General features: G+C 68.0%; 8 protein-coding genes, 3 rRNA genes and 1 pseudogene. 7 read left to right on the top strand and 5 right to left on the bottom strand.

The features are described 5' to 3' along the window. Positions 1-31 precede the first annotated feature (31 nt). Both trpS and PCA76_RS31685 read right to left on the bottom strand, forming a co-directional pair. A complete protein-coding gene (gene trpS / locus PCA76_RS31690) occupies positions 32-1,090 on the bottom strand; it encodes a tryptophan--tRNA ligase (protein WP_272614162.1) in 1,059 nt (352 codons plus the stop codon). Positions 1,091-1,359: 269 nt separating this feature from the next. After that, the gene (locus PCA76_RS31685; RefSeq protein WP_272614161.1) at positions 1,360-1,830 is read right to left on the bottom strand and encodes a PRC-barrel domain-containing protein; all 471 of its coding nucleotides are present in this window, start codon (positions 1,828-1,830) and stop codon (positions 1,360-1,362) included. Between the two features lie 145 nt (positions 1,831-1,975). Between PCA76_RS31685 and PCA76_RS31680 the strand changes: the two genes are divergently transcribed. The 4 genes from PCA76_RS31680 (at position 1,976) to rrf (ending at position 8,133) form a co-directional block, all read left to right on the top strand. Continuing rightward, entirely contained in the window at positions 1,976-2,221 is a 246-nt protein-coding gene (locus PCA76_RS31680) for an SCO4848 family membrane protein (protein WP_272614159.1), read from the top strand. 701 nt (positions 2,222-2,922) lie between these two features. Continuing rightward, a 16S ribosomal RNA gene (locus PCA76_RS31675) occupies positions 2,923-4,437 on the top strand. 380 nt (positions 4,438-4,817) lie between these two features. After that, a 23S ribosomal RNA gene (locus PCA76_RS31670) occupies positions 4,818-7,928 on the top strand. Between the two features lie 88 nt (positions 7,929-8,016). After that, positions 8,017-8,133, top strand: a 5S ribosomal RNA gene (gene rrf / locus PCA76_RS31665). The 16S, 23S and 5S rRNA genes sit together here, the layout of an rRNA operon. A gap of 337 nt (positions 8,134-8,470) precedes the next feature. Here the strand turns inward: rrf and PCA76_RS31660 are convergent. Beyond that, positions 8,471-10,287: pseudogene (locus PCA76_RS31660) on the bottom strand (VanW family protein). A 182-nt stretch (positions 10,288-10,469) separates the two neighbouring features. Here PCA76_RS31660 and nudC point away from each other — a divergent pair. Beyond that, positions 10,470-11,387: an NAD(+) diphosphatase gene (gene nudC, locus PCA76_RS31655; RefSeq protein WP_272614158.1), complete on the top strand. Its 918-nt coding sequence runs from the start codon at positions 10,470-10,472 to the stop codon at positions 11,385-11,387. On the opposite strand, the gene PCA76_RS31650 is transcribed toward nudC, so the two are convergent. Then, entirely contained in the window at positions 11,384-12,625 is a 1,242-nt protein-coding gene (locus PCA76_RS31650) for a polysaccharide biosynthesis protein (RefSeq protein ID WP_442930180.1), read from the bottom strand. The genes nudC and PCA76_RS31650 overlap by 4 nt on opposite strands. Next, positions 12,622-16,944, bottom strand: coding sequence for an alpha-(1->3)-arabinofuranosyltransferase (locus tag PCA76_RS31645; RefSeq protein ID WP_272614157.1), 4,323 nt, complete (start codon positions 16,942-16,944; stop codon positions 12,622-12,624). The genes PCA76_RS31650 and PCA76_RS31645 overlap by 4 nt, the downstream gene beginning before the upstream one ends. Positions 16,945-17,112: 168 nt before the next feature. Here PCA76_RS31645 and PCA76_RS31640 point away from each other — a divergent pair, with 168 nt between their 5' ends. Further along, complete coding sequence (locus tag PCA76_RS31640) at positions 17,113-18,990, top strand: hypothetical protein (protein ID WP_442930289.1); 1,878 nt, start codon at positions 17,113-17,115, stop codon at positions 18,988-18,990. Continuing rightward, positions 18,991-20,700: a hypothetical protein gene (locus PCA76_RS31635; RefSeq protein WP_272614154.1), complete on the top strand. Its 1,710-nt coding sequence runs from the start codon at positions 18,991-18,993 to the stop codon at positions 20,698-20,700. Positions 20,701-20,733 lie beyond the last annotated feature (33 nt).

Genomic DNA, 20,733 nt, shown 5'->3' with positions numbered 1-20,733 from the left:
ACCGCCTGGTGGCGCGGCAGCGGACCCGGCGTCAGGTCGAGGCGTCCGTTCGGCGTCGGCTCCGTTCGGCCCGCCGCCGCACCTGCTGGTACGCGCCGGTCAACCCCATCGCCCGGCGTACCTCGATCAGGGTCTGGCGTACCTCCTGGCGGGTCCGTTCAGTGCCCTCGACGATCAGTTGGTCGACCAACCCCCGGTCGGCTTCGATCTCGGCCCGGCGCTCCCGGATCGGTGCCAGGAACCCCTCCAGCGCGACGACCAGCCGCTCCTTGACCTCCACGTCACCCACCTTCCCGGCCCGGTAGCGCCGGGCCAGGTCGGCCACCTCATCCCGGTCCGGATTGAAAACCTCGTGGTACGCGAAGACCGGGTTGCCCTCCACCGTGCCCGGCACGTCAGCCCGCACCCGGTTCGGATCGGTGTACATGCCGAGCACCTTTCGACGCACCGTCGGGGCATCGTCGGAGAGAGCGATCGCGTTGCCCCGGCTCTTGCTCATCTTGGCCGCCCCATCGGTGCCCACCAGGCTCGACGTGTCCGCCGAGATCAGCTCGGGCACCGGGAAGACCGGGCCGTACAGGTGGTTGAACCGCCGGGCGATCTCCCGAGTCACCTCGACGTGTGCGGCGTTGTCCCGGCCGACCGGGACCACCTCCCCCTTGACGCAGAGGATGTCCGCGGCCTGGAGCACCGGATAACCCAGCAGCCCGTACGGCATCTCCTCCTTGCCGGCGTCGCGGGCCATGTCCTTGAGTGACGGGACCCGTTCCAGCCGGGGAACGGTGACCAGGTTCTGCAGGAGGGTGTTGAGGTCGCCGACCTCCGGGATGGCCGACTGCAGGTAGAAGGTGGCCCGTTCCGGGTCGACGCCGGCGGCGAGGATGTCGGTCACCATCTCGCGGGCATTGCCGGAGACCTGGTCGATGTCCTCGCGCCGGTTGCGAGTGGTGAGCATGTGCAGGTCGGCGATGATGAAGAAGCTCTCGTAACGCCGGTGCAGCCGCACCCGGTTGGCGATGCTGCCGACATAGTGGCCGAGGTGCAGGCGGCCGGTAGGCCGGTCGCCGGTGAGCATTCGTGCGACGGACATGGTGGTGCCTCTCGTATCCGAAGGTGGGTCACGCGTGGGCGCACGCCGAGCGGGGCACATTCGGCCCCTCTCGGTCAGCGGGATCGGCTCAGCGAGCCGTCCGCCATCGCGCGCCGGCGCGGTACCGCAGACCACCGGCACGGAGGACGTTCAGGAGTTGCTCACGGCCATCGCCGGAGCTGGTCGGGAATGCGGGCACTGCACCGAGCGGAAGGCCATCGACCATGTCGACCGCCTCCGACGCATAGTTGCCCGTCCGGACCACGGCCTCACATTACCCGCGGGACGGCTCCCGGAGGCGGCAGGTAACTGTCGGCGTAGTAGGTGCCGACACGTTCCCGGTACTCGGCGTCGGCCGAATCCGGATCGAACGGCGGTGCGTCCTTGATCTCCTGCCGAGTCCGGTCGACGTGCACGACCCGTTCCTGGTGATCCACCCGGGCCACCGTGCCGGCCGGCAGCAGCACCTTCTGGCCGAAGATCCAGGGCCCGGTGTCCACCACCAGGTATCCGGCATCCGCCTCGTTGCTTGCCTCGTCGATGGTGCCGATCCGCCCGTCGTTCGCCTCCACCTGATAGCCCGCCAGGTCGACGGGAGTGCCGGGGCCTGGGGCGTCCGGGCCGTCGTGACCACCTTCCTGGACGTCCGGCGGCGTGACCGAGGGGGTGGTCTGTCCGTACCCGCCGGCGAGGGCGGACGGGTCACGCCAGGCCCAGGGATTGAAGATCGAGGGTTGCACGGGACACCTCCGGTGGATGGTCCTCAGCTGTCCTTTTTCCCAGTGCCCACCCCGCTGCCGCTGGAAACAGACTGGTGAGGGTGAGAGCTCCACGTCGCGTCCGTGTTCGGCCTGCTGAACAGGCACGCTGGCATACTCGGCTGCCATGGTGCTGTCGCGAGGGTGGGCCGTCTTCCTGGTCGGAGTCGGAATCTGGACCTGGGTGATCTGGCCGCGGTTCGCGCTGGCCATCTGGCAGGACCCGCGGTCCTGGGCGTCCGGCACGGTGGCCGACGGCGCCGCCACCAGCTTTCTGTGGGTGCACGCGCTGCTGATTGCCGCGTCCCTCGCCATCGGTACCACCGTCGGTGTCCTCGGCCTCCGGGCCTGGTTGTCCGCCCGTCGCAGTTGATCGGCAGCGGTGTCGGCGTGGGTCGGCGGTGGGTCGGCGACCGCGCCGAACCGCACACCGGCCGGGGAGTGTGACGCGGGACGCTCCCTGCGGATTTGACGATCAAACCCGCAGACGCGTAACTTTCTCTCTGCCAGCGCGGAACGGGGCAAACGGGACGAAGGTCCTGAAGCACCGGAACGGGCGGGCAGCCGGGTCGAGCAGGGGTTCACTCCTGCGGGACGCGGTCCGGGCGGGGCCCGCCGGATCAGCCGCGAGGCGGATTTGGTGCAGCGAAGCCGACCGGGTAAGGTTCACGACCGGCAGGGAACCGGGCGAGACTGCGGGACACCGCAGCGGCCGGCCTGCCAAATCCGACGACATGACGCAGCGGTTCGCTGCTGCGTGAGAGCGCCGGCGCTAACCCGTACGAAGCACGACAGACCGGGACACACGGTTTGACACGGCGGAGACGGTGAGGTAACGTAGTAAAAGTGCCCGGCGCGAGAGCGGCGGGACACAGCGCGGAAAGCCCCGGGATGGGGCCCCACGGAGTGGGGCTTGTTGATCGGTGTGTGGTTGTTCTTTGAGAACTCAACAGGGTGCTTTAAAAGCCAGTGCCAATTATGATTTATACCCCGGACTGGTCAGGCTTTTGTCTGGCTGGTTGGGATTCCTTTGGCAACATTTGTTTGTTGTCAGGATGCTGTTCAACTAATTTTTTGTTGGAGAGTTTGATCCTGGCTCAGGACGAACGCTGGCGGCGTGCTTAACACATGCAAGTCGAGCGGAAAGGCCCTTCGGGGTACTCGAGCGGCGAACGGGTGAGTAACACGTGAGCAACCTGCCCTAGGCTTTGGGATAACCCTCGGAAACGGGGGCTAATACCGAATATTACTTGGTCTCGCATGAGGTTGGGTGGAAAGTTTTTCGGCCTAGGATGGGCTCGCGGCCTATCAGCTTGTTGGTGGGGTAATGGCCTACCAAGGCGACGACGGGTAGCCGGCCTGAGAGGGCGACCGGCCACACTGGGACTGAGACACGGCCCAGACTCCTACGGGAGGCAGCAGTGGGGAATATTGCACAATGGGCGGAAGCCTGATGCAGCGACGCCGCGTGAGGGATGACGGCCTTCGGGTTGTAAACCTCTTTCAGCAGGGACGAAGCGAGAGTGACGGTACCTGCAGAAGAAGCACCGGCCAACTACGTGCCAGCAGCCGCGGTAAGACGTAGGGTGCGAGCGTTGTCCGGATTTATTGGGCGTAAAGAGCTCGTAGGCGGCTTGTCGCGTCGACCGTGAAAACTTGGGGCTCAACCCCAAGCCTGCGGTCGATACGGGCAGGCTAGAGTTCGGTAGGGGAGACTGGAATTCCTGGTGTAGCGGTGAAATGCGCAGATATCAGGAGGAACACCGGTGGCGAAGGCGGGTCTCTGGGCCGATACTGACGCTGAGGAGCGAAAGCGTGGGGAGCGAACAGGATTAGATACCCTGGTAGTCCACGCTGTAAACGTTGGGCGCTAGGTGTGGGGGACCTCTCCGGTTTCCTGTGCCGCAGCTAACGCATTAAGCGCCCCGCCTGGGGAGTACGGCCGCAAGGCTAAAACTCAAAGGAATTGACGGGGGCCCGCACAAGCGGCGGAGCATGCGGATTAATTCGATGCAACGCGAAGAACCTTACCTGGGTTTGACATGGCCGCAAAACTCACAGAGATGTGAGGTCCTTCGGGGGCGGTCACAGGTGGTGCATGGCTGTCGTCAGCTCGTGTCGTGAGATGTTGGGTTAAGTCCCGCAACGAGCGCAACCCTCGTTCGATGTTGCCAGCGCGTTATGGCGGGGACTCATCGAAGACTGCCGGGGTCAACTCGGAGGAAGGTGGGGATGACGTCAAGTCATCATGCCCCTTATGTCCAGGGCTTCACGCATGCTACAATGGCCGGTACAATGGGCTGCGATACCGCGAGGTGGAGCGAATCCCAAAAAGCCGGTCTCAGTTCGGATCGGGGTCTGCAACTCGACCCCGTGAAGTCGGAGTCGCTAGTAATCGCAGATCAGCAACGCTGCGGTGAATACGTTCCCGGGCCTTGTACACACCGCCCGTCACGTCACGAAAGTCGGCAACACCCGAAGCCGGTGGCCCAACCCTTGTGGAGGGAGCCGTCGAAGGTGGGGCTGGCGATTGGGACGAAGTCGTAACAAGGTAGCCGTACCGGAAGGTGCGGCTGGATCACCTCCTTTCTAAGGAGCACCATCCGGTGAAAGCCGGTATGGAGCCCGCGGCCTGCGAATGTGGGTCGGGGTGCTCAGATGGCGGAGACACTGGCAAGTTTTTCCTCGGCAACGGCCGGGACTTCCTAGTACAGCCACCCTTTTGGGGTGGTGGGAACGGGTGGGTCCTGGTGCGGCTGGGTGGAGGCGCTAAGCACCCTGTTGGGTCCTGAAGGAACAACCATTGTGTTGTTGTTTCAGAGACTGGTTCGAGCCCTGTGGGTTCGGGAGTCTGCCAGGCATGGCCTGGCCTCATATACCGCCGGCGGTTGTCGGGTTTGGTGTGGGGCGGATCGGGTTGTGGGTTGGTCGTTTGTTGAGAATTGCACAGTGGACGCGAGCATCTTTGTGGTCAAGTTGTCAAGGGCGAACGGTGAATGCCTTGGCACCAGGAGCCGATGAAGGACGTGGGAGGCCGCGATAGGCCTGGGGGAGCTGTCAACCAAGCTGTGATCCCAGGGTGTCCGAATGGGGAAACCTGGCACCAGTCATGTGGTGTCACCCACACCTGAACACATAGGGTGTGTGGAGGGAACGCGGGGAAGTGAAACATCTCAGTACCCGTAGGAAGAGAAAACAATTTAGTGATTCCGTGAGTAGTGGCGAGCGAAAGCGGATCGAGGCTAAACCGGCTGCGTGTGATACCTGTCAGGGGTTGCGTGGTCGGGGTTGTGGGACCCTGCTGAACAAGCTGACACTTGTTCGAGAAGTTACAAAGTTAGTGGCTAGTCGAACAGTCTGGAATGGCTGACCGTAGACGGTGAAAGTCCGGTAGGTGAAAGTTGCTGACCTTCTGTGGGTGTTCCCGAGTAGCGGCGGACCCCTGAAATCTGCCGTGAATCTGCCAGGACCACCTGGTAAGCCTAAATACTTCCTGGTGACCGATAGCGGACAAGTACCGTGAGGGAATGGTGAAAAGTACCCCGGGAGGGGAGTGAAATAGTACCTGAAACCGTTCGCCTACAATCCGTCGGAGCCTTGCGGGGTGACGGCGTGCCTTTTGAAGAATGAGCCTGCGAGTTAGTGGCATGTGGCGAGGTTAACCCGTGTGGGGGAGCCGTAGCGAAAGCGAGTCTGAATAGGGCGATTCAGTCGCGTGTCCTAGACCCGAAGCGGAGTGATCTAGCCATGGGCAGGCTGAAGCGCGGGTAAGACCGCGTGGAGGGCCGAACCCACCAATGTTGAAAAATTGGGGGATGACCTGTGGTTAGGGGTGAAAGGCCAATCAAACTCCGTGATAGCTGGTTCTCCCCGAAATGCATTTAGGTGCAGCGTCGCGTGTTTCTTGCCGGAGGTAGAGCACTGGATGGTCTAGGGGGCCCACAAGCTTACCGAAATCAGCCAAACTCCGAATGCCGGTAAGTGAGAGCGCGGCAGTGAGACTGCGGGGGATAAGCTTCGTAGTCGAGAGGGAAACAGCCCAGATCACCAGCTAAGGCCCCTAAGCGTGTGCTAAGTGGAAAAGGATGTGGGGTCGCACAGACAACCAGGAGGTTGGCTTAGAAGCAGCCACCCTTTAAAGAGTGCGTAATAGCTCACTGGTCAAGTGGTTCCGCGCCGACAATGTAGCGGGGCTCAAGCACACCGCCGAAGCTGTGGCATTCACATTTTAACCTCGCTTGGACTTGATTCCTTGTGCAGGTGTGTGGATGGGTAGGGGAGCGTCGTGCCGCGAGTGAAGCAGCGGGGTGACCCAGTTGTGGACGCGGCACGAGTGAGAATGCAGGCATGAGTAGCGAAAGAAGGGTGAGAAACCCTTCCGCCGGATGACCAAGGGTTCCAGGGCCAGGCTAATCCGCCCTGGGTGAGTCGGGACCTAAGGCGAGGCCGAGAGGCGTAGTCGATGGACAACGGGTTGATATTCCCGTACCCGCGAAAGAGCGTCCCTGATGAACCTCGTTGTGCTAACCACCCGAGCTGCCTGATGTCTTCGGACGGATGGTGGGGAGCGTGGGAACCTGATGGGTAGTAGTCAAGCGATGGGGTGACGCAGGAAGGTAGCTGAGCCCGGCCGGTGGTTGTGCCGGGGTAAGCGTGTAGGCCGTGTTGTAGGCAAATCCGCAACACATATAGGCTGAGACGTGATGCCGAGCCGATTCAGGTGAAGTCAGTGATCCTATGCTGCCGAGAAAAGCCTCTAGCGAGTTCTTAGCGGCCCGTACCCCAAACCGACACAGGTGGTCAGGTAGAGAATACCGAGGCGATCGGGCGAACTGTGGTTAAGGAACTCGGCAAATTGCCCCCGTAACTTAGGGAGAAGGGGGGCCGGAGACGTGAAGCCCCGCGCGGGTGGAGCGTTGTATGGCCGCAGAGAGCAGGGGGAAGCGACTGTTTACTAAAAACACAGGTCCATGCGAAGAAGTAATTCGATGTATATGGACTGACGCCTGCCCGGTGCTGGAACGTTAAGGGGACCTGTTAGCTCTTTCGGGGGCGAAGCGGAGAACTTAAGCGCCAGTAAACGGCGGTGGTAACTATAACCATCCTAAGGTAGCGAAATTCCTTGTCGGGTAAGTTCCGACCTGCACGAATGGCGTAACGACTTCCCCACTGTCTCAACCACAGGCCCGGCGAAATTGCAGTACGAGTAAAGATGCTCGTTACGCGCGGCAGGACGGAAAGACCCCGGGACCTTTACTATAGCTTGACATTGGTACTCGAATTAGCTTGTGTAGGATAGGTGGGAGCCGGTGAAGTCCATACGCCAGTATGGGTGGAGGCAATCTTGAAATACCACTCTGGTTGATTTGGGTATCTAACTTCGGACCGTTATCCGGTTCAGGGACAGTGTCTGGTGGGTAGTTTAACTGGGGCGGTTGCCTCCTAAAAGGTAACGGAGGCGCCCAAAGGTTCCCTCAGCCTGGTTGGCAATCAGGTGTTGAGTGCAAGTACACAAGGGAGCTTGACTGTGAGACTGACAGGTCGAGCAGGGACGAAAGTCGGGACTAGTGATCCGGCACTTGCGAGTGGAAGCGGTGTCGCTCAACGGATAAAAGGTACCCCGGGGATAACAGGCTGATCTTCCCCAAGAGTCCATATCGACGGGATGGTTTGGCACCTCGATGTCGGCTCGTCGCATCCTGGGGCTGTAGCAGGTCCCAAGGGTTGGGCTGTTCGCCCATTAAAGCGGTACGCGAGCTGGGTTTAGAACGTCGTGAGACAGTTCGGTCCCTATCCGCCGTGCGCGTAGGATACTTGAGAAGGGCTGTCCCTAGTACGAGAGGACCGGGACGGACGAACCTCTGGTGTGCCAGTTGTCCTGCCAAGGGCACGGCTGGTTAGCTACGTTCGGAAGGGATAACCGCTGAAAGCATCTAAGCGGGAAGCCTGCTTCAAGATGAGGTATCCCACCCACTTTGTGGGGTAAGGCCCCCAGCTAGACGACTGGGTTGATAGGCCGGAAATGTAAGCCCGGTAACGGGTTCAGTTGACCGGTACTAATAGGCCGAGGACTTGACTACTAAGCTGCTACGCGTCCACTGTGCAACTCTCGATAAACGAACAACAGACCCACTGTGTGTGTGGTGTTGTTTGATATGTCGATAGAGTTACGGCGGTCATGGCGGAGGGGAAACGCCCGGTCACATTCCGAACCCGGAAGCTAAGCCCTCCAGCGCCGATGGTACTGCACTCGTGAGGGTGTGGGAGAGTAGGACGCCGCCGGACAATCTTTCCAGAAAGGGTCACCCGTGAGGGTGGCCCTTTCTGCGTATCCGCGTCAGGCGTTGGTTGATCGACTCGGTATCACTGATAACGCGGTATCCGTGGTCGCGGACACCCCGTTATCGGTGATACCGAGTCGATCATCGCCGGAGGGTGGCACCGTATCCCGACAAGCGCCGCGTCCCGAAAAGCGCACCGCCCGCGGCGGTCGCTGATCGGACCTGGCGCCCGCGGCCGGGCTCAGCGGCCCGCCGCAGCGGCCCCGCAGGTCCGCCGCGCGGCGGCAGGCGCAGCGGGCAGGCCGGTCACGCTGCACTGCCTCAGAGCGGGGTGAGACCTCTCAGGAGGGCTTGGGACCGCAGACGTAACGAGGCTCCGCGTCATAGCGCCAGGTGAACTTCTCCCGCTTGACCACCACGCCGCCCTTCTTGATGACCCGGAAGGCGTCCTGGGTGAAGCCGTTGATGCCGTTGGTCTCGATACACGACGGCCCCGGAGCCAGGTGGATCAGCTTCGGCGTCGTGATGTTGCGGCGCGGCCCGTACTCCGTCTTCACGCTGTCGTAGATCTTCGTGCTCCAGATCGACACGGTGATCGTGCTCGACGTGTACGACGTGTCGATGAGGACGCCGTGTTCCGTGTTGTTGCGGAACTTGAAGTCCAGGCTCGGCCAGAAGATGGTCGACTCGATGACCGCCGGGTACCGGTCGAACCAGTACGAGTGCGGCTTGTGCTCGACGTCCTCCAGCCCGGCGTAGTAGGTCGCGTTGAACAGCGTGGTGGTGAACTGTGAGGTGCCGCCGCCGACGCCCGGCACCAGCTTCCCGTCGAGGATGACCGGTGCGTCCCGGTAGCCCTGGGCGTACCCGCGTTCGCCGGTGTGACCGTTCAGCGAGAACGTCTTTCCGGGCAGGACGATCGTGCCGTCCACCTTCTTCGCGATGGTGGCGATGTTCTGGCTGCGCGACGAGGCCATGCCGCCGGTGAAACGGGTGGTGAAGGTGGACACCCGTTCCTTGATGCCCAGGCCGGCGAGCTTTTCCCCGGTCAGCTCCGGCGGCGTCGGCTTCAGCTCGCCGGTCACCTCGCGGCCGTCCGACTTCGGTAGCACCGCCAGCAGGTCCCGACCCAGGGTTGCCGTGTCCAGCTGCTGCCCGGGCCGTCCGTCGGTGGCGGTGGGCCGACCACCGGAGATGGTCATCGTGGCGTCCTTCGGCGGCACCTCGATGGCGGCCAGGTTGTCGCCGAGGGCCGCCCGCAGCCGCTTCACGTCCACCGACGGGGTCAGTTTGCCGGTCTTGTCGGCGGTGAATCGTAGGCTCTTCGCGATGGCGGCGGGCGGGACCTGCACCGAGCCCTTGTCGGTACGCAGGGTGACCGGTGCGGCGACCGCCGGCTTCGCCAACTCGGTGACGAGCCGGTCCAACTCCTCCGGGGTGGTCGCTGGGTGGCTCTCCACCAGTGGCACGGTGACCGGGGTGCCGGCCAGCCAGCCGGCGCGGACCACCTCGGCGGAGCGCTGCGGCGCCAAGGCCAGCCCCGGCTTGGGCTGCACCACCTTCGGCGTGGTGCCCTGATAGGTGATTGCCGGCATCGTCATTCCCTGGGCCTGGTCGCCGAGCACCTTACGGAGCGCGTCGTCCAACCGGTCCACATCGACGCTGACCACCGGGTCGACCGTGCGGGAGCCGACCAGCCGGCTGACGGGGTGCGCGTCGGCCGCGGCCGCAGCCGCGACGGTCGCCGGCACGTCGACGGCAAGCCCCACGTCGGCCGGGTTGATCTCGGCGGTACGCCCGTCCACGGTGACCTTGAGCGGCGTGGCGAGCGTCGCCGCCCGCCGGTCCAGCTCCGCCCGCAACTCCCGGTCGGCGTCCGCGCGGCTCCGGCCGCCCAGTTCGGTGCCGAGCACGCTGGTGCCGCGGGAACATCCCCGGCGTACGCCCAGGCGCCGGCGCCCGCCACGGCGGCGAGTACGCCACCGGTGACGCCGGCGGCGAGCAGTATCCGGACCCGGCGGCGGCCCGTGCCGACCTCCGGCTCGACGGGCGCGGGTGCCGTCACCGGCTCCGACCCGTCGTCCGGCCAGGTGACCGCGGTGACCTGCACGGTGGGCCGGTCGTCGGCGGGTGGACTCTTGTCGCCGTACAGCGTCACTGCAACCTCGATCGCCAGGGTGCCACGGGAGGTCTTCCCTCCCGGAGGCACCTACGGTAACGAATGTCCGGCCGTCCTTGCGGGCTGCGCCCGCCAGTCCCTGCTACGGCGCGTCGCCCGGCGTGTCGCAGGAGCCCGGGGCCGGTGTCGGTGGCGGACCACAGACGTGGCACGGTGGCCGGGTGGACACTGCGGAGCGGGTGTTGGCGTACGGCGGCGGTTGGCTGGACCGGGCGGGCCCGTTGCGTACCGACCCGACCCGGTTGAGCGCGCTGCTCACCGAGCCGACCACCGTGGTGCTGCCGATGTGGCGGGACCGCTGTCTCGTCGACGGGGACGGGCCGGTCCGGCTCACCGCGGAGCGTGCTTCTCTCGTTCGGTCCGCTGCCAGTGAGACCGTCTTCCTGGGGCTCGACGGGGACGTCGCCGTGTTCGCCGTGGACCTGTCCGCACTCACCGAACGGTCGGCCGCCGAGATGGCCGGTGCGACGCGGTCCGTCGACGTACGGGCACTGGTCGGGCGGCTCGCGCCGGGCGACGCGGCCGTCCGGGCGTACGCCAGGGGGTTGCTGCACTGGCACCGGCAGCAGGGATTCTGCGGGACGTGCGGTGCGCCGGCCGTCGCTGGCGGCGGTGGGCACCTGCGGACCTGCACCGGCGGGGAGTGCGGACGCGTCCTGTTCCCCCGGATCGAACCGGCGATCATCGTGTTGGTCGAGGCACCCGGCGCACCGGGACGCTGCCTGCTGGCCCGGCACGCGGGTGCGCCCGAGGACGCGTACTCGACACTGGCCGGCTTCGTCGAGGTCGGCGAGAGCCTGGAGGACGCGGTCCGTCGGGAGATGGCCGAGGAGGCGGGCGTGACCGTCACCGACGTGACCTACCAGGGGTCGCAGGCATGGCCGTTTCCCGCCGGCCTGATGGTTGGCTTCCGGGCCACCGCCACGTCCGACGAGGTACGTGTCGACGGCGAGGAGTTGCTGGAGGCGCGCTGGTTCACCAGGGCGGAGCTGCGGGACCGGGTGGCTTCCGGCCGTACGCTCGGTCGGGTGGACGCGATCGACCACCGTCTCCTGAGTGACTGGCTCGTGGAGGGCTAGCCCGGCCCGATCGCTGGTGCTCCGGGTGGTCGACGGGTGGTCACCGCCATGATCAGAGTGGTGACGATGGCGGTGCCCAGAGCCGCGAGGAGCAGATCGGCGACGGTGCGGGGCCGTATCGTCGCCGCGACGATCACCAAGCCGGCCGTGCCCACCCACAGCGGTGCCGCCGCCCACCGCACACCAGCTGCGAGGCGGTCGTTGAGTAACACGAACGCCACCGCGTAGAGCGCGCCGATCGCAGCGAAGAGCGGCGCGTACCGGCCGAGGTGGGCGTAGGCGGGTCCGCCGGCGAGGCGGAAGGCCAGCCCTCCGGCGAGGGTCGACGCGAGCACCAGCACCAGGCCGCAGGCACCCGTCACCGTGAGCGCCACCGTGCGGCTACGGCGGTCACCGCGTGCGAGACGCGGCAGGGCGAGGACGGCGGCCACCTGGGGTGCCCAGAGCGCGCCCTTGCTCAGGACCGTGCCGACCGAGTACGCCGCGGACCCCGACGGGGGAAGTAGTTGCCGGGCCAGGAGCAGATCGGCGTAGGAGACGACGAGCATCGCCAGGGTGGCGCCGCAGCCGGCGATCACCTGAGCGGTGGTCAGCCGTGGTGCGGTGGACGGTCGTCCGGGTGCGCGGGCGAGTCGGGCCAGCACCGCCGGGGCGAGCGCGGCGGTCAGCGCGCCGACTGCCAGCGCGCCGGTCAGTCCCGCGCCGAGCAGCAGTCCGGCGATCACGCCGCCGTAGCGGCCCACGGCGAGCAGGGCCATCCCCGTGGCGAGTCGCAGGAAGCGCTGGCCGCCCTGCAACTCCCCCAGGGAGCGGGAGGAGAGCACGATCGCCGCCGTGGTGACCGCCAGCAGTGCGGGCACCTCGACCGGGAGGTCCAGAGCGGCGACCAGCAGTGGCGTCGCCACGATGAGGGTCCCGGCGCACACGGCGGCGGTGACCGCGGTGAGCCGCCGGGTGTCGGAGGTTCCGTGCCGGGCATGGTGCACGGCGACGGCCAGTTGCAGACCGAGCCCTGGCACGCTGACGATGGCCACCAGGCCGAGGGCGGTGGCAAGTGCGCTGAAGTCGGCCGGGTCGAGCCGCCGGGCGGCCAGCACCGGAACCAGGTAGGCCAGGCCGTTGACGAGGACGCCGGCCAGGGTGACACCGACTCCCGCCGCGCCCAGTCCCTTGTTCCGTCCGCCGGTCGGCTCCGCCTCCGCGGTCTCCTCCGGATGGCCGGGTCGCCGGGCGCTCACGTGATCTCGTACATGGTGGGGCGGTGCCCGTCGGGTGTGTTCGGCATCGGTGCCTCCGCGACCGCCGGATCCGGTTCCGCCGGAACGGCTGGGGCCGCCGGAGTCGGCGTGGCTCGGCGTACGGGTCGTCGTCGGGCGGCGGTGGAGAGCCAGAGAGCGCCCAGGGCGACGACGATCGCGAGTTGCAGCAGGGCGTTGGTGTTCCGTTGCGTCGACTCGAGGTAGGCCCACCCGGCGAGCAGAACGAGCGCGCCGGGGAGCCACGTCTCGACGGCCCGTCTGATCGTCCTGGCCCGGCGTGGGTCGGCTGTCCAGGGCAGGCGGCGAGGGCCGGGTACCGCCAGCATGAACCCCGCCGCGACCAGCAGGCCGCCAATGAGGCCGCTCGACAGCACCAGCGCGGCGGCGCCGACGGCCAGCAACGGCAGGGATCGGGTGGCTCGGCGGCGGACGTGCGCTACGGCGATCGACGAGGTGCGCTGTCGGGCGGGCAGCACCGCGAGGAGGACGACCACCGCCAGCAGAAGGCCGCCGAGCAGAAGGCCCGCCCGGTACGTCGTGTCCGGGGCGAAGCGCAGGAGCACCTCGCCGGAGGTGCCAGCGGGGAGAATCCAGCCCTGCTGCCACCCGTCCACCACCAGCGGCTTCAACGTCCGCCCGTCGACCGTCGCCTGCCAGCCGGTGTTGGTGTTCTCCCGCACCGCGAGCACCCGGTCGACGGGGTGGTTGGTCACCCGTATCCGTCGTTCGGTGGCCGCCCACGAGTCGACCTCGATGGCGCTGGCGACCGCCGCCGGGGCGGCCGGCTTGGGAGTCTGTGGCACCAGGGCGACCAGGGTGGGCGAGGCCAGCGTGCTCGCTGTGGTGACGATGCGGTGCTCCCCGCGGCCCAGGTCAAGCTGTCGGGGCGTGTCCCGGCCGCACGTCGTCACCGGCATCTCGCGCAGTTCCAGGAGATCCCGCAGCGTGCCGCGCAGCGTGGTCGTCACCCGGTCCGCGCCGATCTGCAGCGTCGGGCCCGATCCGCAGGCCAGCGTCACGGGTGTGTCGAGGCGCGGTCCGACGGTGGACGCTCCGGGCAGCACCGTCACCTCGCCGACCGCGACCGGCAACTGCTCCGGCAACCGCAGCTTGTACGGGTCGGTGCTGGTGGCGGACGGCTTGTCGAGGAACTGGATGGTGATCTCGTCGGTCCGCATCGGCGGGTCCAGGCGGAGGAGCCCGTCGTCGCCGAGCAGGCTGCTTCTGAAACCGTCGTCGCCGACCACCCGCACACTGCCGAGGCGGGTGGCGGCGGCCTCGTCGTCGACGGAGAAGCGGAGCCCGGTGATGGTCTGCGGCTTGAGCCACTTGAGGCGCAGGATCGGTGCCTCGTCGTTGACCGCCGGTGACCAACTGGTGGTCGGGTCCCCGTCGAGCACCGCGCCGGCCCGGCCGGTCGGGTCGGGTACGGCCGTCGAGGAGGCGTTGACCTGCGCTGCGAGACGCAGCGGCTGTGCGTCGGCCACCAGCTTGTCGAGTGCCTTGTCCAGCTCCGGGCCGGCCGTCGGTCGCGCCCACAGCTTGGCGTCGTACGTCCCGGCGGCTGGCAGGGTCAGGGTCCGGTCGATGGTGGAAGCGTCCTCGGAACCGCGGGCGGCGTCGGTGGAGCAGCGAGGGTGCCCGTCGACGGAGAAACAGGCCGGTGTGGTGGGTGCCGCCGACACGACGACGGTCGCCGGTCGGTCGGTGGCCGGTGCGGCGGGAAGGAGGAGGGTCCGGCTGGTCTTGATGCCGGGAATCTTGATCTCGGCGATGCCGACGGACCCGTTGCCGAGCGGGCGGAGGTCGTACGCGCCGTCGACCGAGATCTGCACCTGGCGAGTGGCGTGGACGCCGGGCAGTTCGAAGATCATGTGGTCGCTGAACTGTTCGACGGTGCGGCTCTCGTACCCGGCGGTGACGGTCACCGTCGTGGGCAGGGCGTCGGCCTTCAGGTCGAACCACACCTCGACTCGGGTGACCCGGGTCGGGTTGGCGAGATCCACCTCGACCCACTGACGGTCGCTGGGCGAGTACGGCGCGGACTGCCAGGAGGTTGCCGGATCGCCGTCCATCGCCGCGTACGGCTGGTGCTCGGGGCGGGCACCGCCGGGGGAGTCCACCTGCGAGCGGGCGGTCGACGCGCGGATCGCGCTGATGCCCTCGAAACGGGCGACGGTGGACTGCTGCGCCCCCCACTCGGGCAGGTAGTCGTGCGCGGGTGCCGTCACCTGGAAGGTGTCGTCGGCGGTGAGGGTCTGGGAGGCGTTGTCGCGCAGTCGGCCGAATGACACGTCCCGCCTGCGTAGCCCGTCGGTCATCGTGACCGGTCCGGCGACTCCGGCGGCCGGCGCGTCGCCCGCCAGGACCGTGGGCGCCGAGCCGAGCTGTCCAGCCGCGGCGAGGTCGAGGAGCGATTCGGGGCCGCCCACCACGGTCGTCACGTCGTCACGGTCGTACGCGACCACCGGCTCGACGGGCCGGTCGACCCGGTAGACCTCCAGCGCCCGGACGGGCACGTCGAGCCCCTGGTCGCGGAACTCGTCCGGCGACGAGGGCCCACCACGCAGGGGGCCGAAGGAGGTGACACGGGTCAATCCGGGTGAGCGGTCGAGCGCCTGGCGGACCACTGCCGGGCGGGCCGTGTCGGAGCGACCGTGGTCGAGGTCGGCGCGGAACAGGACGTGGCTGATCCCGGACCGGGCGAGCAGGTCGGCCAGGCCGGTCGACCCGGAGCCGGTGGCGAGCGTCGACTCGATCGCGTCCAGCAGCCGGATCGTGGTCGGCGGGGTGAACGGGATGGCGTTGCGTACCGCCCACCGACTGTTGAGCAGCGGCTGGGTGATCTCGTCGGTGGTGCTGCCCCAGTCGTACGACGGGAAGCGCGCCCCGGGTACGACGAGCACCCGCCCGCGCCCGGTGTTCGCGTCGAGCCAGTCGGTGGCCTCGTGCCAGTAGCCGGGCACCTCCTTGACGGCGTTGGACGTGGCGAGACCACCGGCGAGCGCGGGGGTGGCGACCGCCGTGACGGCGACCATGGCCGCGCCGGCCGTGAGCCAGGCGCGTGCGACGGCTCGTGGGCGGTGCGGCGCGGGTGCGGTGCGTGCCGCGCGAACGGCAAGGCCGATCAGGTGCGCCATGCCCAGGGCCAGGGGCAGACGGAGCAGGACGTCGAACTTGTGCACGTTGCGCAGGGGGGCACCGACGCCGTCGAGGAACTCCCGCTGTGGCCCGGCGAGGATGTTCGGCAGGTCACCGACGTGCCCGAGGCCGACGAGCGCGGCCCCGAGCACCAGACCGGTGATGAGGAACCGGCGGTGCGGCATCCCGCGTCGGGACAGCCCGAGGACACCGAGCGCGGCGACCGCCAGGGTGGCAGCGACCAGCAGTGCGTCGTTGGCCAGTCGTGCACCGGCCGGGATCGTCGGTCCGAACGGGGAGGCCAGGTAGGCGACCCAGTAGGAGGCGCCCCGGAGCGTGGTCACCGCGTCGGTGACGCTTGTGGTGTTCCGGGCGGTCTCGATGTAGTCCAGGAAGGGTGGGCTGTACCGCCCGAGGACCAGCAGAGGAACCAACCACCACGCCGTGGCGAGGGCCACCGCGCCGCACCAGGCGGCGATGGCGGTGACGCGGCGGCGTGCGGGCTGGAGGGTGGCGAGCCAGAGCAGGGCGAGTGGCACCACCGCGGCCACGGCTGTGGCGTTGACTCCACCGGCGCAGGCGACGGCGACGGCCGACCCGGCGACGGCGCGCCGCAGCGGGGTGCCGCGGGCGAGGCCGATCAGCGGGATGAGCACCCAGGGGGCGATGGCGCTGGGCCAGGACTCCACCGAGGACCAGCCGAGTTGGGTGAGGATGCGGGGTGACAGCGCGAAGGCGACACCGGCGATCATGCGTCCGGCGGGGGTGCCGATGCCGAGCCTGCCCGCCAGCCGCACCGTGCCCAGGTAGGCGACACAGAAGATCAGTGCCCACCACAACCGCTGGACCACCCACGGCGCGAGACCGACTTCGGAGCCGAGCAGGAAGAACGGGCCCATCGGCCAGAGGTATCCGTACGCCTGGTTCTGTAGCTGACCGAACGTGCCGGTGGGGTCCCACAGGTGCAGCGAGCGGAGCAGCCACCCGGCCGGGTTGACGTTCAGGTCGACCTTGGTGTCGGGGACGATCTGACCCGGGGCCTGCTGGAAGGCGAGGGCGGTGAGAACGATGCAGATGACCAGGTGCCGGAACCGCCGGGCCGTGTGCCGGGTACGGCTGGACCCCGGAGCGGTGCCACTGGCCACCTCTGCACGCATTTCGGCTCCTGTCTCCGCTGGCCGGACGCGCACCTGCAACCGACGACTGTCGCGCGACGTTATCCGGACCGGGCACGGACGGGCGACCAGGGGGCGCTGCGAGGGCGTCATCGGGAGAACGGCCGTCCCCACGGCGTGTAAGCGTGTGGCAGGCTGCCGACCATGTCAATGCCAGAAGCTGAGGCCGAGACGCATCCGGAAGGCGTCGCTTCCGATGGCGACCGACCGGGGCCTGTCGGCCGGTGGCTCCGTGCCGACCGCGTCCGCGCCGTAGCTGTCGCCCTCATCGTCGTGTCTGTCGCCTGGCGCGCCGGGCTCGCCACCCGTGGCTGGTTCTCGCAGGACGAGTTCGTCATCGCCGCCCAGGTCCTCGACACCCGGCTGGACGCGGACTATCTCCTGCGTACCTTCAACAACCACCTCATGCCCGGCGGCCTGCTGGTGGCGTGGGCGATGGTGCGGGCGGCGGGCTTCGTCACCTGGCCGTGGGTGCTGCTGCTGGCGGTCGGCCAGGCGGCGACCGGGATCGCCGTCTACCGGCTGCTGCGTGATCTGCTCCGGCCAGGCTGGGGGCTGCTCATCCCGCTGTGCCTGTACCTGTTCAGCCCGCTGACGCTTGAGGTCTCCTCGCTGTGGCTGGTCGGGTTGCTCGTGCTGCCCATGCAGTTGGCCCTGGTCATGGCGGTGACGTCCCAGGTGCGGTACGTGCGGACCCGCCGCCTGCGGCACCTCGTGGCGGTCGCGCTCTGGCTGGTGTTCGGTCTGCTCTTCGACACCAAGTCCCTGCTGATCGTGCCGCTGCTGTTCCTGCTGACCGTCTTTCTCTTCACGTCCGGTGGCGCGTGGCGCAGCCTGGTGACGGCGATCCGCCGGTACTGGCCCGCGTGGCTGCTGCTCGCCGCGCTCTCGGGCGGATATCTGGCGTTCTACCTCACCCGACCCGCCCGCGAGTTGGACGAACCCACGTCCGTCAGTCAGGTCCTCACCTTCCTCGGTGACCTGGTCGGTGAAACCATGGTGCCGGGTCTGCTCGGTGGCCCCTGGCGCTGGACCTACGCCGGTGACGGTCCCCCGCTCGTGAACCCGTACGACATCGCCAAGTGGTTGTCCTGGGCGGTGCTGGCGACGCTCGTCGTGATCACCGTCCGGCGGCGCCCCTCGGCCGGACGGGCCTGGCTGCTGCTCGTCTCCTACCTTGGGCTGGTCGCCGTGCTCTTCGGCGTCACCCGGCTCGGTGGCCCGCTCGGCCCACTGGTCGGCATCGTCCCCCGGTACGTCGCCGACGTGGTGCTGGTCGCCGCGATCTGTGTCGGTGCAGCCCTGCTGGGGACGAAGGACACCGACGAGGACGAGGTGTCCGCGTGGCCGGTCCCGACGGTCCTACGGGAGCCGGGTGCCTTCGCGGTCGGCCTGGTCTCGATAATCGTCGTCCTGGTGACCATCGGGGTGGGCACGCTGTGGAGCACGGCCCGTTTCGGGGACAACTGGAGCACGAAGTCCGGCCGGGACTACCTCGCGACGACGCAGATCGAGCTTGCCGCCGCTGCGCCGGGCACCGTCTTCCTGGACGCCACCGTCCCGGACCGCGTCGTCGCCGGCTACTTCTGGCCGGACAATCTCCAGTCGCACTTCTTCCGCCCCGCCGAGCGTCGGCCCACCTTCGTGGCGGAGGCCGAGCGCCCGTTCATGTTCGACGACTTCGGCCGGATCCGTCCGGTCGTGGTTCAGGGGCGGAAGATCGTGCCCGGCACGGTGCCCGACTGCGGGCACCTGGCGGAGGGCGGTCGGCCCGCGCGGATCCCGTTGGACGGGTACCTGGAGGAGTGGCCGTACGCGGTCCATTTCGGCTACGTCAGTTCGGGCGACTCGACGGCACTCGTCCGTCTCGGGGACGCCGTCCGGGTAATCACTCTGAAACGCGGGCTGAACGACGTGTTCTTCCTGCTGGAGGGTGCCGGGGACGCCGTCGAGGTCACCGTGAGCACTTCGGGGGTCAGGGTGTGCACCCAACTGATCACCGTCGGCAAGGCGGTGCCGGCACCGTGAATGGTTGAGCGGACCGCCGGCGTCGAGCCCCCACCGGCCCGGCGAGGGCGGGACACGCTGCCCCTGTACGCCGTTGCGGCGGTTGTCACGGTGCTGGTGTTGGCCCCGCTGGCGGCGCCCGGCTACGTGCTGCTGTACGACATGGTGTTCGTACCCCGGCAGCCGCTGACGTGGGATCTCGTCGCCCCGGCGCAGAGTCTGCCCCGGGCGGTGCCGATGGACGCACTGGTTTCTCTGGTCACCCAGTTGGTGCCGGGTTGGTTGGTGCAGCGGCTGGTGCTCGGCGGGGCGGTTCTCCTGGCGGCCGTCGGCGCCGGCAGGCTCGTGCCGACCGACCGGCGCGCGGTCCGGCTGCTCGCCGCGGTGGCGTACGCGTGGACGCCCTACCTCGCCGAGCGCCTGCTGATCGGGCAGTGGGGGCTGTTGCTCGCGTACGCCGCGCTGCCCTGGTTGGTGCGGGCGGCGCTGGATCTGCGGGCGGGGCGGGACGGCGCGCTCGCCCGGGTGGTGCTCGCCGCCGCTCCCGCCGCGATCACACCGACCGGCGGGTTGATCGCTTTCGGGACCGTGCTGCTGCTGGTGTCGGACCGGGCGCATCCGCGTCGGTCGGCGCTGGCGTTGGCCGGTGTCGGGATGCTGAACGCCCCCTGGGTGATTGCGGCCCTGGTCACCGGTGCCGGCGGTTCCTCCGACCCGGCGGGGGTGGCGGCGTTCGTGGCGCGTTCGGAGAACTGGGCCGGCCCGCTGGTGGCGCTCGCGGGCACCGGCGGCATCTGGAGCGCGCAGGCCACGCCCGCGAGCCGCGCCGCACCGCTGGTGCCGCTGGCGACCCTGGTGCTGCTGATCCTGGCCGGTGTCGGCGTGGGTCTGCTGCGGCGTCGGCTGCCCCCGGGCGCGGCGGTGCGGCTGGGAGCGCTCGCCGGGATCGGCTGTCTCCTCGCTGCCTTCGGGGTGCTCCCGGGCGGGGACGCCGCGTTGCGGTGGGCGGTGGTGCACCTGCCGGGTGCGGGGCTGCTCCGAGATGGTCAGAAGTTCCTGGCCCCGTACGCGCTGTTACTGGTGGTGTGCGCGGCGCTGGGTGCCGAGCGACTGGTGGCCCGGGTTGACCGGGAGGTGGCGGGGGTGGTTCTGGTCGGCCTGCTGCTCCTGCCGGTGGCCGTCATGCCGGACCTCGCCTTCGGCGGTGCCGGCCGTCTGCGTCCGGTGAGCTATCCGGCGGACTGGCAGGCGGTGGCCGAGTGGGTGGCCGGTGAGCCGGGGGAGATCCTTGCGCTGCCCCTGTCCGCCTACCGGGCCTATTCGTGGAACCCCGGACGGGTCGTCCTGGACCCGGCGCCCCGCTACCTGCCGGGGACGGTGCTGACCGACGACACGCTCCTGGTTGGCGACGTCGCGGTGGCCGGGGAGAATCCACGGCTCCGCGAGGTGCGCCGGGTGTTGGCCGAGGGGCGCCCTGTCTCGGCCACCGGCGTGCGCTGGGTGGTGGTGCAGCACCAACTGCCCAGCGAGGTGGATCCGGCCATCCTCCGCGACCTCCAGGTCGTCCACGAGGGGCCGTTCCTCACGCTCTACCGTAATCAGGCTGTGCTGCCCCCACCGGCCCCGCCGGGACACCGCTCGTGGGCCGCCGTGATGGCGCTTGGTGCTGCCCTTCTGGTGGTCCTCGCTGCCGCCGTTTCGGCACTACACCGGCGCCCTACCGCGTGGTAACGTCCGCTCGCACGTCTCGCCATTGGAGGATTG

It is taken from the genome of Micromonospora sp. LH3U1, assembly GCF_028475105.1.
GTDB lineage: Bacteria > Actinomycetota > Actinomycetes > Mycobacteriales > Micromonosporaceae > Micromonospora.
The sequence above is the reverse complement of the archived record's forward strand: the minus strand, read 5'-3'. Positions and strand labels throughout refer to the sequence as shown.